This window comes from Streptococcus sp. 2018110 (assembly GCF_019754115.1).
GTDB lineage: Bacteria > Bacillota > Bacilli > Lactobacillales > Streptococcaceae > Streptococcus > Streptococcus hashimotonensis.
Genome location: NZ_JAIJZO010000005.1, coordinates 46,494 through 64,673 on the forward strand (window position 1 = coordinate 46,494; position 18,180 = coordinate 64,673).

The following is an 18,180-nucleotide window of genomic DNA, read 5'->3' on the forward strand; positions in this document are numbered from 1 at the left end:
ACTAGAATGATTTCACGTAAAGTTCTATCTTTGTCTCTCTCCCTGCACACTTCACTCCAACATTTCACCAGCAGACTCTACCTTACCATTAGGAATAATGACTTCCTTCAATAAGATATTTTCTTCATGGATTCGTCTGTACAGTACAACCATATAGATTGGGAATAGGATGATAAAGCTGTACTTGGCGTGGCATAACAGAGATAAGCCTAGCAATTCGGGGATAATGTTTAAGAAATAATTTGGATGTTTTACTGTTCTAAAAAGCCAATGATCAATAAATCGATGGTTCTTTACCAACATCAATTTAACAGTCCAAATATCTCCTAAAATCCTTGTAACCCAGCATAGCATCATCATCGAAAAGAATAATACTGCTAGACCAAGTACACTCAAACCGTCAAAACTAGCTTGTTTTAACACTGCCTCACTCAAACATGATAAGTAAAAGACAATGTGGACGACTGTTAGTAATTTTGTATTTTGCACACCGTATTCAGAACCACCATTTGCTAAAATCTGCTGTTCATTTTTTAGCGAAATTTTCAAAAAATACAATCTCAGTACAAAAACACTAATAACCCAAAAGACAATCATAATGTCCTTCCCTTCTCTTTGCAAATTCACAGAGTCCTTACCCTGTGGCAAAAAAATTATATCAGTCCCAACTATTTTCACCCTGCCTTCGTTCTATCTTTTTTGTATTTTTTATATTTTGACATGTCGTCTTTATCCATCGAACTCTCCGCTTCTCATCCCGTCTCATCCTCATCAAGATTCAAATAGAATATTCCAATATCCAATAAAAAAATTGCTCATGACTACTATCTCGTCACAAGCAATTGCTATCTATTTCTTACTGTCAAAATTTTTTTATATCATGGGATAAACTAGGAATCAAATTGAATAACAAAGCGCATTGTTTTTTCATCGGCAGCATAAAATGTATATCCAAATTGGTGTTTTTCAAGAATTTGTTGCACAATGAACAAACCAATCCCTGTTCCACCATCTTTTCTCTGCCGACTAAAATCTGGACGATAGAAAGGCTTGAAGATTTGCAACAATTCCTCCTCATCCAGTACAGCCTCGACTTCATTTTCAATAATTAATTGATGCTCAGTTAATTGTAGACGAATAGCACCTCCAATTTTTGTATAACGAAATGCATTGTCCAAAACATTTTTTATAGCCTTCAGTAGATAAACTGAATTTCCTTCAATAATAACTGGAGCTAAATCAACTGTAAACTGATAGGGACGAACTTCCGCTAAGCTAAAATAGCTCGTCAATGAATCCTTAATTAACTCATCTAATTGGATACTTCCCTTGCTATCTTTCAATGCCATATCGAGATTGGTTGCTTCTAAAATGGAATAAACCAAATTAGATTGTTCCTTCAGCAATTCTCTACATTTCTTCAAATAAGTATCATGATCCTGAAAGGGACCGACATTATGAATCATCCCCTCAATCAAGCCTAGCGCACTAGCAATCGGAGTTTTTAATTCGTGAGATGTAATACGGAGAAAGTCAGATTTTTCCTTTTCACGGGCTAAAGTCCTCTCGTTCTCCGTTTTCAATTCCTTGATACTGGTCAAAAGTTTACTATAAAGACTATTGACATCTTGTGCTAGGGTTGCTACTTCATCCACACCAGATACAGAACAATTAATCCCTGGCTCCAAAGATTGCATTTTGCGGGTTGTTGCAGAAATGGCTGCGATTCTACGAGTGGCCAGTCGACTGTAGACAAAGGCCGAGGAAACTGCAAGCAAAATGATCAATACCAGAATGAATGGATAGAAGGTAACCAGGATCTGACTGACATCCGAGAGAGAATGAAAACCGTAATTAAACAGCAAATAATAGGTCGTCCCTTCAGCGGATTCAATGGCTACTGACCATGAACCAAACTCATCAAAATTTCCTTTCTTTAAATACTCCTCCTCGTTCTTTTTGGCCTCTTCGTCATTGGGATCTGGATAAATAATTTTATTTGACTCGGAGAAGAGAGTGATGATGATATTCGGAGTTTTTTGATCATAATCATCAATTTCCTCTAGAATTTCAACTTCTGGCTTCCCGTCCAGCTGCATCGCAACTCTCATATAATCATCTTTGAGTTCTTGTTTCCGAACTTGATTATAATAGATCGGCATGGCATAATATAATAGTCCCAATAAGGTCAAAGAAATAAAGGTAATCATCACCGTAACAACGATGAAGTTTTTTCTAGCGATTCCCATTGTTAGAATTCCTCAACCTGATAACCTCGACCAATTACCGTTCGTAAAGGAAGAGATGGTAACTTCTTACGTAGATTCTTGATATGATTGTCCAAAACTCGGCTATCCAGTTCTGTATAGCCCCAAATTCCCAGCATTAGATGATCACGATTGACAATTTTTCCACGTCGTTTTGCCAAGTACAGTAAAATCTCGTATTCTTTTTTCGTTAATTGCACTTCTTCTTCTGCCATATAAACCGCTCCACTGGACGGATGGATTTGGATGTCGGCTGCTTCTATAATATCACCTTCACCACGCAAAATATTTTCAATGCGTTTCACAAGAATAATCGGCGAAAAAGGTTTTACAACGTAGTCACTAATCAGTTGATTGAAGCTAACCAATTGTGTGTATTCGTCATCCATTGCCGTTAACATAAGAATTGGAATTTTTGATGTCTTACGAATCTCCTGTAGGACTTCCAATCCTGTCATGGACGGAATCATAATGTCCAATACAATCAAATCAAATGATTCTTCTCGAAATGTTTCAAGTGCAATTTTTCCGTCGGAAATATGGGTCACTTCGTAGCCGTGATCCTTTAGAAATTCACAAACTACTTGACTGATAACAATATCATCTTCTACAACCATAATTTTCGCCATTATACTCTCCTTTAAAACATATAAATAAATTGGTATTCTTGTGTCTCTTGTTGTATATATCTACTATCTTGAAAAAACAGATAAAAAATACATCTCGAAGAGAACATGTATAGAATTGTTTGGTAGACTAAACTAAATTAAATTAATAAAGAAAGGACTACTAATGTTCAACTTGAATTCTGAAAAACTGACTGTTCTAAAGTGGTTTGATATTGTCATCCTGAGTCTGATTTTATTTGGTGAGGGAATTTTCAACTCCACACTCCAATACCTGGCACTACAAGATCAAACGAGAACCCTACAGGAAAATCTGACTTTTTCAGCATTTGATAACTGCAAGGCAGTGGCCATTCAAATTGTATGGTTAGCTCTTGCCCTCTTCTATTTACTACTGCGTAATTTTGACTTTTCACAGTGGAAAAAACGAATTCTCTTTACACCGTGGGTTCCACTACAAACCATCGTCATCTTCATTGTCGCAGCCCTCTGTATGGATGTTTTTCAGCTTGTGTCCCATCAAGTTATCGCACCTGCGACACCATCGATGTTCCACTTGGTACATAAAGCCAGCTATTCATTAATATTCTATGCCTTGCTGAATGGATTCTACGAAGAGATTTTCTTCCTTGGTATCTGTCTGATGGGCAATCCAAAACATGCTAAGTGGGCATTTCTCTACTCACTGATTATCCGTTGTAGCTTCCATACCTATCAGGGTCTAGTTGCTGGCATCGGACTAGGTTTAATCGTTGGAATTATTTTCCATCTACTCTACCAAAAAATAAAACCTCAAAACATGCTTCCGTTCTTCTTGGCTCATGCCATAGCAGATATTATCGGGCTAACAGTCCTGGGGCATATATACATATAATACGTACACATTTATGACTCACATAACCATCTAAAGGTGATGTGGGTTTTATTTATGCTTTCAGACTCGTTTGAAAGGCGGGGAATCAGAAGCCCTCCATTTCCCACCACTAAGATAGAACTCTATGGCATATCATGTCCAGTCAACAGCATATAAATAGTGGCTCAACACAGTCCTTATAGCAGACTTTTCTTTGAATCAATTATGTTTAGCTTATAAAAAGTTGCCCTCATAAAACAACTTCACATTACCTTCTCTGTAGATAACAACAATAGTATATCACAATAAAAAGATATATAGAAAAGTCACTCAAAAGAAACACAGAATACTTAGACAAAACATAGAACTATTTTAAATGAGCTAAAATCCTCCCGATTCAGCTGATGATTTTATCCAGTTTCTAAGCTTTCACAGTCCGTTTGTATCTATTCTGCATGGCAGTACAGATGCTCTTTAAATAAACAACAACCACCTCATCGTGCGCATTGAGGTGGTTGTTATCCAAATATAGTAATTGGATTCCTAAGGATGAGGATGAAAATTAGACATTGTATCATAATTCCTGTTAGGTAGTCCACGTATCTTCTTTATCATGTGACTACACCAACTACTATGTACCAACTTAGGTGCAAAACATACTATGGATGGCGATATGTTTGCATAATCTATTTTATCATGGAATCCTTGAATTCATTTATGTTTCATCTATTGTTTGTTTATGCTTACTCTATTATCGATAGAATTGTTCAAGCTTTCCCTAAAAATTGCTACAAACTGGACCTTATGCATTTTTTCCACTCTTTTTCCGTAGGAATGGGAAGACCAAAAGTAGCAGAAATCCTAGTAGGGTCGCGATTCCATTTTTCTCCCCAGTATTAGGCAGCATTTTTCTGTGATCCCGATTTTCTTTCTTCTCTGTTTTTTCAATAGTAGCAGAAGATTTTTTCGTATCCATCTTATTACTACTTGTTTCTTTACCTTTGTTGGAATCCATTTTTTCTGGCATGTTTTCCTTTTTTCTGCTAGAATTTGGTTGAGTTTTTTCCCTGTCTGACAGAAATTTTTCTTTGATGAGGGCCTCTGTCTTTATCTGAGGTTTTTCCGCAGGTGATGGCTTGATAATTTCCTTGTTAGACAAGTAAATACTGCGTTCCATACCTGTCATGACTTCAGACATCGCCTTACCATTAACCAGTACTGTATAGAAGGTACCATCAAGCAACCCCTCTTTAAAAATAGCCTTTCCATCTGCATTCGTCCGCTGCGTTCCAATTGAGCGACCTGTTTTGTCCACCAAGGTCACTTCTTGCCCGCTTACAGGATTAGCTCCTGCATTGCGAATAACCACTGTCAACGGTGTCATGCTGAATTCTGGATCAATAGTCCCCTCCCCCTCAGCAATAAAGCTAGAGCCCAACTGACTCTCACTTCCATTAGCACGGAGGGTATAGCCCTGCGCAACCCCATCTACAACTACACTCAAATTAATATTTAAGGGAAGATGATTAAAAATAGCCTGTCCTTTGGCGTTTGTTCTATTGGTAGCGACTACCTTGTGTTCTCTTGTTGAGGTATCCACTATCTGGACTTCCTTATCTGCTAATACTTTTCCGTTTTTATTGATAATGGTTGCTGTAAAAGTAAATCCTTTTTCTTCAGTTTCTTCTTTCTTACTGCTATAAGATGAAGCCTCTTCCTTTACAATTTTATCTGAAGAAAGATAGGCAAAACGAGACTGTCCTGGGAATACCTCTCCAATTTTCTCTCCATTGACATAGTATTCATAGAAAGTACCTTCAACGATTTTGTCAGTAAAGCTGACCTTTCCGTTTTGATCAGATAAGCGACTTCCAAGGGATTCATTAGAAGAGGTTTTTAATTCTACTAATTGAGAAGATAAGGGAGTTGCATCTTCATCCTGAACGGTAATCTCAATCGCCTTCCCACTCAAGTCCTCCTTATTAGTCGCAACATTTGTCTCCGATTCAGGCTTATTAGCTAAATCAGGCATGTTTCCTTCACCTGATGCCGTATTGTTGCTGTCAACTATGTTTGCTCTGAAATCCAATTCAGTCTTGTTGGTTGCTGCATCTGTTTCCTCCGCTAAAATAGTAGGCATTGAGCCCAGTCCAGCAGTTAAAAGTGCTACAACAGATACAAATCGAATGGTGTGATGTTTTGAAAATAACATAATAGTCTCCTTCTAAAATATAAACTCTTTAATATACCCCCTCAAAAAAGAGCCTTTATTAGTTGTTCTAAATCAAGGCTCTCCTTATCAAAGGGATCTTTTCAGTGTAAAATGATTTTGTATTTTTTATACTCCTACCAGACCTTCAAACGCTCCTCAGGCTTAACATACATAGGATCGCCCTCTTTAACATTGAAGTCTGTATAGAATTGTTCCAGCTGATTCACAATATTATTCACACGGTATTTAGCAGGTGGATGTTCATCAGTAATATTGGCAATTGCAAATTCTTTCGTTGTCACTGCACGCCAAACTTTTCCGTAGGCTTCGAATACTTTCTTGGTATCATAGCCTTTTTTCTTAGCAATATCAATGGCAACTGTCATTCCTCCCAAATCAGCAATAATTTCTCCCGTTGAAATCTCCCCGTTGACATAGTATCCTGGGGCAACTTCCAATTTTGAATAAATATCTGCTGCTTGTTGAACCTTAGCCTTGAATTTTTCCAAGTCTTCTGGTTGCCACCAGTTCACTAAGTTCCCTTTTTCATCAAATTGTGAGCCTGCTCTATCAAAAGCATGGGAAATCTCATGTCCAATGACAGCACCAATTCCACCCAGATTTGCCTCTGGACTGGCAGATGGGTCATAGAAAGGTGCTTGTAAAATACCTGCTGGAAAAACAATTTCATTGTTTGATGGGCTGTAAAAAGCATTGACAGTGTGCGCAGGCATCCCAAAGTGAGTCTTATCAAAAGGCTTATTAAGCTCAGCAAACTCTTCTTTCAATTTGCTCATCCGAATCGTATCAATATTGGATAGCAAACTACCTCCATCCTCCTTGGCTTGGATGCTAAAATTAGTATAGTCTTTCCACTGATCTGGGTAACCAATTTTAACGCCCATACTGTCTATTTTCTTAAGGGCATGCGCTTTTGTCTCCTCAGACATCCACTGTACTGCTTGGATACGTTCGCGATAGGTTGACTTGATTTCTTCCACCATTTTGAGAACATCTGCTTTAGATTCTTCTGAAAAATGATTCTTCACATAAAGTTTGCCAATCAAGTCCGCAAAGTTTTCATCAACAGCAGATTCGACAACTTCATCATGACTTGGAATATTTACAGTCCCTTCCATTGCCCCCTCATAAGTTGCCTTAGCTTCAATAACATCTTCTGATAAATAATTGCTGTAGTGGGCAATCAAACGATATTGGAGCAGAGCTTTAAGAGCTGCAAGGTTCTTTTCTTGATACAATTCATTTAATTTCTTAAGAGCATCTGGTTCTGATACCACCATTGTTGCAGCATGCTCAAGCTCCAGTTCCGAAGCAAGTGCTGAAATTGGTAGATTCGGTGCTAATGCTTTTACCTCATCCCAGGTCTTTTGATTATACATCGCATCAAAATTATCTGCCTCTTTCTTTGGACGCTGCACTATAGCCATCTCTTTTTCCAAGTTAAATACAAGCTCTGCCTTTGCAGCGGCTTCCTTGGAATCATCCCCTATTAAATGAAAGATTTTTTGTAAATACTCTTTAAAGGCTTTCTGACTTTTCTGTGAAAAATCATCAGTCCCTTCATAGTTCTCTTTCGCAAAACTTAATTTATGAGGGTCAATATAGAGAGAATTTTTATTACTATCCTTTATATCCTGGGTAACACTCAAATTGATGAGTGTTCGGATATTTTTACCATACATAGAAACAAAAATCTTGCTCACTTCATCCATTGTAGAGGCTTTCTGTATCTCGTCTAGAAACGGTTTGAGCGGTTCAATTCCTAGTTTATTTCGCGTCTCAAAATCAGCCGCTAAACGATAAAAGTCAATCAGCTTTCTCTCCTCACTTCCGATTTTCAACTGCTGATAATTTTCATCCAACTGGTCAATCATTTCTCGGATTTTTTCTTGGGTTCTGTCTGTCATTTGAGCAAAGTTATCGATTTGAGCCTGACCTTCTCCCAGTTTTGTTTCCTTCAACCATTCAGCATTGATATAGGAATGAAAATCGGTTTGCGGTGTTGCTTGCGGAGTCGATTTTCCCACTCCACAGGCTACTAGAAATACCACAGAAAACATGGAAACTGCAGTTAACTTAAGCGTCTTATTCATCTTGATTACACATACCTTTCGTTAAATTTGAAATGAAGTCAATAATTTACTATTTCTTTAAAATAAATACTGTCTACTTATCTCCTCCTTATCAATAAATGCACAAATAAGTCAGACTATCCCTATTCGTCCATTTCGCCTCATCTCTAGATTTAGCTGAGCAGTCCCCATCCTGTAAGACACAAGATAAGTCTCGCGCATTTTCCAAAAGAGACCAATAGCCGTTTGTCCATGTCATCTTAGCAACTGCCGATAGGAGGTCTCAATCGAATCATGTGCTTGTTGCACAAAAATTCTCCTCAGCCTGATGTCAGCAGTCACTTCAGCATAGATTTCAGCGCCTGACTAAACCATCTAATGAGTCTCAATTTCCCTTAGAATCAGCCTCAGTATATCACACCAAACCCCTTCAAAACGGGAAAACTCAAAAGAAATACAAAAAGCTTATACAAATCTTATATTGCCTAAAAAAGAGATGGATTCATCCTTACTGACTCTCCTTCCCTTTCTCATACAACAGAAATACAGCCATATAAAAACCTGCCTCTAGGAAGGAAGAGACAGGTTTTTATATTATGAATTGAAAAAGATTTTAGAAGGCAATAGTAAATAAAGAAGTTTTTAGAGTTTATGCGAATCATTTACTGGACTACGATATTTTAATGAATTAAAAAAGTTTGTGAAAGTTTTGTTTGATTATGAAATTTCAGTGTATAAGAAAGTTTTATTAAATTATGAAGGACAAAAATTATAAGATTGATAAGAATTACTCTCTAAGCTATGAGAAAGTTATTTCAACATTTCTTTCAACCAATGTCAGATTCATTAAGAGTCCTAGTCAATGTACTTTTTCTTGTATGCCTCGTCAGAACGAGACTGGATTTGTACGGATGATTCCATTTGAGACTATCTCTAAAACTTCTTTTCGGTACTACGATCTACCTGATACATAGTACCTTTCCATTGTCATGGGCGCTAATTTAACCAAAGGTAAGCAAGAAATATTAAATTAGTTCCGACAATTATTGGAATAACTATGACGTATATGCAATATCACTTCAGATTACATTTCGCTTTGCTATGACTTATTCCATCATAACTCCTTTTCAATTTCATCATTCGCTATCTTAATCGATACCGTGAAGTTAGTATAGCATAAAAAAATGTCAAAAAAAACAAAACATATACAAATATTACATAAAAACTAGGGCAGGGTTATATAACCTAAAAAACGAATATGTGTCATCTCTTACACAAACACCTTTGGCTATTCGGAAGAAATAATATGAACTTCGCTGAGTTTACTATTTATGGTAAAGTCATTTCTCAAACTTTTCTTCCCATCCAAATCAGCTTGACATTTTTACAATATACTAGCCTACACTTATCATTCTATCCAGCTTTTTTGCATGATTATGTGGCTACTCTAATAACAGCCATTAACGTTAAACTTTGTAGAGCTTCATTCTCCAACTACATCGTACAACGATTGAATTTTTCGAATAAATCATCTTACAGATAAAGTGTATACAAATAATAGTCTGTCCCCACCTACGAATTTCTCGTTTATGATAAGATGAGTGTGTAGAGGAATGGCCATTCTTTTATATATTTTTTTAGAAAGAGGTGCTTTATGAAGAATCAACTTAAAAGTAAAGCAGTAGCTATTTTACATGCACAAGCAATTCCTGCCCTAGCACTAATCACAATGATTGGAATGGCTGGGACAACTGCCACTATCCACGCCGACACCCAGGCAGCTAATATGCCTGTTGAATCGGCTCAATTTAATGGATATTACGATTTTCTCTTTCCACAAACAACAGAGACTCTAACATTGGCTCAGGAATTACGTGCCGATTTAGAAGACCGTATTAGCGAGGTGGAAAAACGAGCTTCTTACTCTCCCGAAATCACAAGCCAAGCTGATGAATTACGCGTAAAAGTCCAGCAGCTTGACTTTGTTTGGGGTTCCAAAGATGATTTGATTCAGATATACGAAATGATTCTTCAAGATATTGCGATTTGGAAGACACAAGTAGAGGACCACGGCTTAAATCCTATTGATGACTATCCATATCTAGACGATGACATCATTCCTCTTCGTCGCACTCCTGAGTTTTATGAATTACGAGACGAATTAAAAGCAGACTTGGAAAGCCGTATCACTGAAATCGAAAACTTGGAATCAAGAAAAGGCTATTGGACTCCAAAAGCTAATAATTTCCGCAACCAAGTTATGAAACTTGAATATCACCATATTGAGAAACCATTGATTCGCGAATACGAGAGAATCCTTCGCAATCTTGCAACCTGGCGAACACAGGTGAACGAATCCTAATCCTTTTACTACCATTTCACTTTTCATAGTTTATAAAATTACGTATAAATTCCTTTTATCATCAAACAATGTATAAACTAGAGAGAGCGACTGCTCTCTCTTTATTTCTTTATTTGAGACCAGTCTACAGTAACGCCAATCATTTCATACTCCACGCAATAAAACACTCCTGTGTCTAGTTTTATACTAGAATTCAACAGGAGTGTTTTTCTATATTTCATTTTAGGAAGTATTCAAACCAAGATGAGATTTCGGATGTAGATTACAGTTCAATCCTCCAACCGATTTCCCACTCGATAAAACTACCGTTGTTATAATCTACGCGTCCGTGCTCATATCCAAGTTCAACAAATGATGGCCAATCATCATTACTACTTTCGTCTGGGAGCTGGGTTTCACCACTTTCGCCGGGAAGTTGATGACCGCCATTATTACCGCTTAAGTTCGGCACGTGGCTTTCACCACTTTCGCCGGGAAGAGGACGATGACCATTGTTACCACTTAAGTTAGGCACTTGACTTTCACCACTTTCGCCGGGAAGTGGACGGTCGCCATTATTGCCGCTTAAGTTAGGCACGTGGCTTTCGCCACTAGCACCGGGAAGTTGATGGCCACCATTATTACCACTTAAATTCGGCACGTGGCTTTCACCACTTTCGCCGGGAAGAGGACGACGACCATTATTACCACTTAAATTTGGGAGCTGGCTTTCGCCACTAGCACCTGGAAGTTGACGATGACCATTGTTACCACTTAAATTCGGCAAGTGGTTTTCACCACTTTCGCCGGGAAGAGGACGATCGCCATTATTACCACTTAAATTCGGCACATGACTTTCACCACTTTCGCCGGGAAGTTGATGGCCACCATTATTACCACTTAAATTCGGCAAGTGACTTTCACCGCTTTCGCCGGGAAGTTGAAGACCGCCATTATTGCCACTTAAATTTGGCACTTGGTTTTCACCACTTTCGCCGGGAAGTGGACGATGACCATTGTTACCGCTTAAGTTCGGCAAGTGACTTTCACCACTTTCGCCGGGAAGTGGACGATGACCATTGTTACCGCTTAAGTTCGGCACGTGGCTTTCACCACTTTCACCGGGAAGTGGACGGTCACCATTATCACCGCTTAAGCCTGGGAGCTGGCTTTCACCACTTTCGCCTGGAAGTGGACGATGACCATTATTACCGCTTAAGTTCGGCACGTGGCTTTCACCACTTTCGCCGGGAAGAGGACGATGACCATTGTTACCACTTAAGTTAGGCACTTGACTTTCACCACTTTCGCCGGGAAGTTGAAGACCGCCATTATTGCCACTTAAATTTGGCAAGTGGCTTTCACCACTAGCACCTGGAAGTGGACGGTCACCATTATTACCACTTAAATTCGGCACTTGACTTTCACCACTTTCGCCGGGAAGTTGACGATGACCATTGTTACCACTTAAGTTAGGCACTTGGCTTTCGCCACTAGCACCTGGAAGTGGACGGTCACCATTATTACCACTTAAATTTGGCAAGTGGGTTTCACCACTAGCACCTGGAAGAGGACGATCGCCATTATTGCCGCTTAAGTTAGGCTCTTGACTTTCGCCACTAGCACCTGGAAGTTGACTATGATTGCGACCTTCCAGATTAGACTGTTTTCGTGCAAGTTGCCCATCAAAGTAACCTCTCTCATAGTCCGGATCTGGAAGAGGAGCTTTTCCAAACCCTCTATAACCATCTAAATAACCTATTTCATAGCCTGTTTTCCATCCCTCTTCTGAACTAGAATCACTTAATTTTGGCCCACGATTGTCTCCCTCCGAACCTGGGAGAGGACGAGCGCCATTATTGCCGCTTAAGTTAGGTACTTGGCTTTCGCCACTAGCACCTGGAAGTTGACGGTCACCATTATTACCACTTAAATTTGGCAAGTGACTTTCACCACTTTCGCCGGGAAGTTGATGGCCACCATTATTACCACTTAGATTTGGTACTTGGCTTTCGCCACTTTCGCCGGGAAGAGGACGGTCACCATTATTACCGCTTAAGTTAGGCACTTGGCTTTCGCCGCTAGCACCTGGAAGTTGATGGCTACCATTATTACCGCTTAAATTTGGCAAGTGACTTTCACCACTTTCGCCGGGAAGAGGACGATGACCATTGTTACCACTTAAGTTAGGCACTTGACTTTCACCACTTTCGCCGGGAAGTTGACGGTCACCATTATTACCACTTAAATTCGGCACTTGACTTTCACCACTTTTACCTGGAAGTTGACGGTCACCATTATTACCACCTAAGCCTGGGAGCTGGCTTTCACCACTTTCACCTGGAAGTGGACGGTCACCATTATCACCTCTTAAGTCTGGGAGCTGGCTTTCACCACTTTCACCGGGAAGTTGATGGTCACCATTATTACCACTTAAATTTGGCAAGTGGGTTTCACCACTTTCACCGGGAAGAGGACGTTCGCCATTATTGCCGCTTAAGTTAGGCACTTGACTTTCGCCACTTTCACCTGGAAGAGGACGGTCACCATTATCACCACTTAAGTTAGGCACTTGACTTTCGCCACTTTCACCTGGAAGGTGACGGTCCCAATTATTGCCACTTAAGTCTGGGAGCTGGCTTTCACCACTTTCGCCGGGAAGTTGATTGCCTCCATTATTACCACTTAAGTTAGGCACTTGACTTTCGCCACTTTCACCTGGAAGAGGACGATTGCCATTATCTCCACTTAAGTTAGGTACTTGGCTTTCACCACTTTTACCTGGAAGTTGACGGCCTCCATTATTACCACTTAAGTTAGGCACTTGACTTTCGCCACTAGCACCGGGAAGTTGAATACCACCATTATTACCACTTAAGTCTGGGAGCTGGGATTCGCCACTAGCACCTGGAAGAGGACGATGACCATGATTACCGCTTAAATTCGGCACTTGACTTTCACCACTAGCACCTGGAAGGTGACGGTCACCATTATCACCGCTTAAGTTAGGCACTTGACTTTCACCACTAGCACCGGGAAGAGGACGATAACCATTATTGCCACTTAAATTTGGCAAGTGGGTTTCACCACTTTCGCCGGGAAGAGGACAATCGCCATTATTGCCGCTTAAGTTAGGCACTTGACTTTCGCCACTTTCACCTGGAAGAGGACGGTCACCATTATCACCACTTAAGTTAGGTAAGTGACTTTCACCGCTTTCGCCGGGAAGAGGACGTTGACCATTATTGCCACTTAAATTTGGCAAGTGGCTTTCACCACTTTCGCCGGGAAGAGGACGATGACCATGATTACCGCTTAAGTCTGGGAGCTGGCTTTCACCACTTTCGCCGGGAAGAGGACGATGACCATTGTTACCACTTAAATTCGGCAAGTGACTTTCACCGCTTTCGCCGGGAAGTTGAAGACCGCCATTATTACCACTTAAATTCGGCACGTGGCTTTCACCACTTTCACCTGGAAGTTGATGACCGCCATTATTACCGCTTAAGTTAGGCACTTGACTTTCACCACTTTCACTTGGAAGTTGATGACCGCCATTATTACCGCTTAAATTTGGCACTTGGTTTTCACCACTTTCACCTGGAAGGGGACGATCGCCATTATTGCCGCTTAAGTTAGGCACTTGACTTTCGCCACTTTCACCTGGAAGTTGATGGCCACCATTATTACCGCTTAAATCTGGAAGCTGGCTTTCACCACTTTCGCCTGGAAGTGGATGTCCGCCATTATTACCGCTTAAATTCGGCACGTGGCTTTCACCACTTTCGCCGGGAAGGGGACGATGACCATTATTACCACTTAAATTTGGCAAGTGGGTTTCACCACTAGCACCTGGAAGTTGATAGCCGTCATCATTACCGCTTAAATTTGGCATGTGCCTTTCGCCACTAGCACCTGGAAGTTGATGACCATCATTATTACCACTTAAATTCGGCACGTGGCTTTCACCACTGGCACCTGGAAGTTGATGGTCACCATTATTACCACTTAAATTCGGCACTTGACTTTCACCACTAGCACCTGGAAGCGGCTTAGCTGTACGACCCCCTAAGCCAGAATCGCTGGAAAGTGGACCACTATTATCGCCACTACTACCTAATAAGCGATGCATTCCAGCATTGCCATTCTGTCCTAATTGCTGACTAGTTCCCCCTTCACCCGCTAATTGAGAATTTCTATTTTCACTTTCTTGATGATAAACGCTCGATTCTGAATTTTGAGGGCTTCGATTTCCTCCTTCTGAACCCGGTAATGTCCTAGTATTCCGACCACTTAATGCTGAATTTTCTCCCTCGGTTTGCTGCTCAATCCTGCTATTATCAACAATAGACAATCGTTGCTCATTTGCATTTCCACCCGGTCTTAGAATTTTATTTCCGCCTACGACTAGACCAACCGAAGCTACCGTGACAATGGCACCTGCATATAGCCATCGTTTCCCTGATTTCCACATCCTAAAACGGCCTTGAAATTTGAAAAAATTATTTGACATCTGTGAATATACCTCTCTACTTATTTTTTCACATTCTTAAAAAACGTACGTCATTCATTTGTACTGGATAATTTTATCAAAAAAATATCCCGTAAAAAGCCTCTTACAGCAAAAAATAGATAAAAAATATTCAAAAAATACGAACGTTTTACCTTGCGCCCTCAAACTTTGCACAATAAAAAAAAGCCATCATTTTTGATGACTTTTCTCTTAATTGATCTGACTTAAATTATTATAAACCATACAAATAAAATAGAAGAACAGCCTCGTATCTTATTTGTAAATACTAAAATTTTACAGAATCTTAATTTGTCCGAATCCGTACTCATCTACTAAGCATGGATCTGACGTCTTAAATCCACCTGCTGGAGAGTGTTGCAATGTAAAATCTCCATTTTCAATCTGTTTTGCAAGCTCATTATTCACTTCACCTTCTGAGCCACGTCCACCTGGTCTATAGTGGTTGATAAATGTATAATTGCCCCAACTATTTTTTGTTTCTACTTCCTCACCTTCAAATCGATATGGATCTGATGTTTTAAAGCCAGTTGCTGGAGAGTGTTGCAATGTAAAATCTCCGTTTTCAATCTGTTTTGCGAGCTCATTGTTCACTTCGCCTTCTGAGCCACGTCCACCTGGTCTATAGTGGTTAATAAACGTATAATTACCCCAGCTATTTTTGGTTTCTACTGCCTCCCCATCAAACAAACATGGATCTGATGTTTTAAATCCAGTTGCTTCAGATGATACAGCTGTAAATGTTTCTGCTTGAGCAGTAGCTCCTCCAAATAATGCAAGTCCTGCTAACAAGGTTACTGCACCTAATTTTAATGTTGACATAAAAATACTCCTTTAAATTTTTCTTTTACGTACCAATGTACGGTTTTATTATAACAAAAATACAATTTATAAAAAGACGTTTTTTTCAAAAAATAGATAAAAAATAGCCTAAAAATACCAATAAGACGAAATTGATTTTAATACCTATTCGATAATCGAATTTAATCATTACGCTTCTTTAAGATGCTCATAATCAAAACTGTAAAGAATAAGCTGACCGCTCCCAGAATAGCTAAAAGCATCCCGTTTTTCTCACCTGTTTTTGGGAGGGAAACGCTCTGGCTTTGCTTAACAACAGCATGGAAATCCTCTTTTCTTTGCTTGTCTTCTTCCATGGCTTCAGATTTTTTTGATGGAGCCACCTTCTCTTCCTTGGTCCCCATTTTTTCTTGATGCCCCTTTGACTCCAAGCTCACCTTCTCCTGAACAACATCCATTTGCTGTCCCATCTGCTGATTCTCTCGTGACAAACTCATTGATGGGGACTGAGAAGAATTTGGTTTCTTCATATCATTTGTCTTGACTTCATCTGTGATGGCATCATTTTTTCTGATAAGGGGTGCTGGTTTACTAATCCGCTTCCCTTTTCCTTTTTGTACTGTCACAACCTCCCAAGCCATCTGACTCCCATCTTGGTCAAAAGCCCTGAATGACAGATTTTCTCCCTCTTTTAATACTCGATTTCCTAAATCAAATACAAACTGACCTGTAGCATCAGCGGTTGTCCGAGCAAGCATTTCTTCAGCCTTATGTGTCGATACCAGTTCTACTGTCACTCCTGGGGCAATTTTTCCACTAATATAGCCGTAATCAGTTGTCACTTCGTCCACTTGGAATGGCAAGTCACTCTCATCCTCATCTTCTAAATATTGACCAACAACTACCTCTTTTGAGGCCAACAAAATATTTGTCTTTGGATCTAAAATCTCAAAACGAATTTTCTCTCCTTTTTCAAAGGGGAGTTGTAAATCTTGAATTTGAAAACCGAAAAAACCTAATTCATCAACTTGGACAGGCGGGTATACCTTACCTTCAATTGATGAAACCATCCGAACATAGGCATGTGGAAACAGGGTTCTACCAACGATATAGTCTTTCTTATTGTGCAAAGTAGGGACAACAATCGGATTTTCAAAGGTTGCCTCATCCATATCTACCTCTTGTAAATAAGTCACCAAGGGGGCAATAACAGCTTTATCTAATTGTTTGCTTGGACCATCTACCGTGTCAATATAAATTGATTCAACTTCTCCTTGCTGATTGTACACCAAGCGGTAATATTGCTCTCCTGGTTGCAATTTCGGTAAGGTAACCTTAAAGTTCCCTGTCTTATCAGCAATTGCTTCTTCCAAAAATTCAAAAGTAGCAACATTATATAATTGTACTTGACCAAATGGAACCGTCTGTCCCTCCAAAATGGAATTATCACTTGAAAGTGGCTTCACCATTATCTGTGAAGGGCTATCTGTTTTTTCCCACGGAATAACGATATGATTTGTAATAACTGGACGATTATCCTCAGAAATAAATGATAAAACCAGTTTGTCATTCGCCTTAAATTTCGAGCCTGCTAAACTGTCAGAAAAAGTCACCTCAAATCGCCCATCTTCATTGATTGGCGTCTTATCCGATACAAAACTTCCATTTATAGACAGATAAACAAATCCCTTAACAGAGGTATGCCCAATGACCTTATTGGCATGTTCCAAAATTGGTTCCACCAGAACTTGGTGTTGCCCATCTTCTGTCTTCTCTAGTCGTTCAGTCGGAATTTTATAGGCATCTGGATGACGCTCTGTTTTGACAGTCTCAATCAGTTCTTCACCTTCACCTTCGCCCTCAGACTCTTCTTCAGATTCTTTCGGAAATGAACTAATCTCAACCACTTGGTTATAGCCCAATGGCTTCTCTAAAGAATGTTTAAACTTACCTTCTTCATCCGCTTCTAGACTATTATCAATGGAAGTAATCGCTTCACCATCCACAGAAATAAATACATATCCTCCAGGAATAGTCTGACCTGAAATTTGCTTGTCACCAGCATGAACAGGATCGATTTTCAAGATGCTTTCTTTAGCCTTTTTCTCGCTGTCAGGAAGACTAGCATCCGTCGGTTTCACTTCTACCTCAGTAGCTTCTTCCTTTTCTGTTTTTCTATCCGAATCTTCTACCAGCTCTTCCTCAATAGCAAGTGGCGTCTCCGTTACCTTGGCTTCGATTTCTGTACTCATAATAGTTGTTTCATCAGCTTTTGCAACTGCTCCCACACCTGTTCCAAACCACATAAGCGCAATCATAACAGAAGCTAATCCAACCTTACTCTTTCTCAACGAAAAAATTTCAGTCTGTCTATTCATTTTTTCTCCTTGTTTTCTATCATTTAATACTCAACACACACAGTGCCTACTCTAATTATAGAAAACCAATCTCACATA

General features: G+C 39.6%; 10 protein-coding genes. 2 read left to right on the forward strand and 8 right to left on the reverse strand.

The window, feature by feature from the left end:
* Positions 1–51: 51 nt before the first annotated feature.
* The 3 genes from K5Q34_RS04910 to K5Q34_RS04920 form a co-directional block, all read right to left on the reverse strand.
* The gene (locus tag K5Q34_RS04910) at positions 52–597 is read right to left on the reverse strand and encodes an isoprenylcysteine carboxyl methyltransferase family protein (protein ID WP_024385029.1); all 546 of its coding nucleotides are present in this window, start codon (positions 595–597) and stop codon (positions 52–54) included.
* Positions 598–890: 293 nt separating this feature from the next.
* Entirely contained in the window at positions 891–2,249 is a 1,359-nt protein-coding gene (locus tag K5Q34_RS04915; protein WP_105135790.1) for a HAMP domain-containing sensor histidine kinase, read from the reverse strand.
* A 2-nt stretch (positions 2,250–2,251) separates the two neighbouring features.
* Positions 2,252–2,896 carry a response regulator transcription factor gene (locus K5Q34_RS04920; RefSeq protein ID WP_024385031.1) on the reverse strand — a complete coding sequence of 215 codons (645 nt, stop codon included), beginning with the start codon at positions 2,894–2,896 and terminating at the stop codon, positions 2,252–2,254.
* Positions 2,897–3,059: 163 nt separating this feature from the next.
* Here K5Q34_RS04920 and K5Q34_RS04925 point away from each other — a divergent pair, with 163 nt between their 5' ends.
* Positions 3,060–3,767, forward strand: coding sequence for a CPBP family intramembrane glutamic endopeptidase (locus tag K5Q34_RS04925; protein ID WP_221864605.1), 708 nt, complete (start codon positions 3,060–3,062; stop codon positions 3,765–3,767).
* 781 nt (positions 3,768–4,548) lie between these two features.
* Here the strand turns inward: K5Q34_RS04925 and K5Q34_RS04930 are convergent.
* Complete coding sequence (locus K5Q34_RS04930; protein WP_221864606.1) at positions 4,549–5,958, reverse strand: collagen binding domain-containing protein; 1,410 nt, start codon at positions 5,956–5,958, stop codon at positions 4,549–4,551.
* A gap of 134 nt (positions 5,959–6,092) precedes the next feature.
* The gene (locus K5Q34_RS04935) at positions 6,093–8,072 is read right to left on the reverse strand and encodes a M13 family metallopeptidase (protein ID WP_105116446.1); all 1,980 of its coding nucleotides are present in this window, start codon (positions 8,070–8,072) and stop codon (positions 6,093–6,095) included.
* Positions 8,073–9,705: 1,633 nt separating this feature from the next.
* Here K5Q34_RS04935 and K5Q34_RS04940 point away from each other — a divergent pair.
* Entirely contained in the window at positions 9,706–10,413 is a 708-nt protein-coding gene (locus K5Q34_RS04940) for a hypothetical protein (RefSeq protein WP_172115791.1), read from the forward strand.
* 262 nt (positions 10,414–10,675) lie between these two features.
* On the opposite strand, the gene K5Q34_RS04945 is transcribed toward K5Q34_RS04940, so the two are convergent.
* The 3 genes from K5Q34_RS04945 to K5Q34_RS04955 all read right to left on the reverse strand — a co-directional run bounded on the left by K5Q34_RS04945 (position 10,676) and on the right by K5Q34_RS04955 (position 18,102).
* The gene (locus K5Q34_RS04945; RefSeq protein ID WP_221864607.1) at positions 10,676–14,905 is read right to left on the reverse strand and encodes a KxYKxGKxW signal peptide domain-containing protein; all 4,230 of its coding nucleotides are present in this window, start codon (positions 14,903–14,905) and stop codon (positions 10,676–10,678) included.
* Between the two features lie 294 nt (positions 14,906–15,199).
* Entirely contained in the window at positions 15,200–15,745 is a 546-nt protein-coding gene (locus K5Q34_RS04950) for a hypothetical protein (protein ID WP_044667957.1), read from the reverse strand.
* Between the two features lie 161 nt (positions 15,746–15,906).
* Entirely contained in the window at positions 15,907–18,102 is a 2,196-nt protein-coding gene (locus K5Q34_RS04955) for a YSIRK-type signal peptide-containing protein (protein ID WP_172115789.1), read from the reverse strand.
* Positions 18,103–18,180 lie beyond the last annotated feature (78 nt).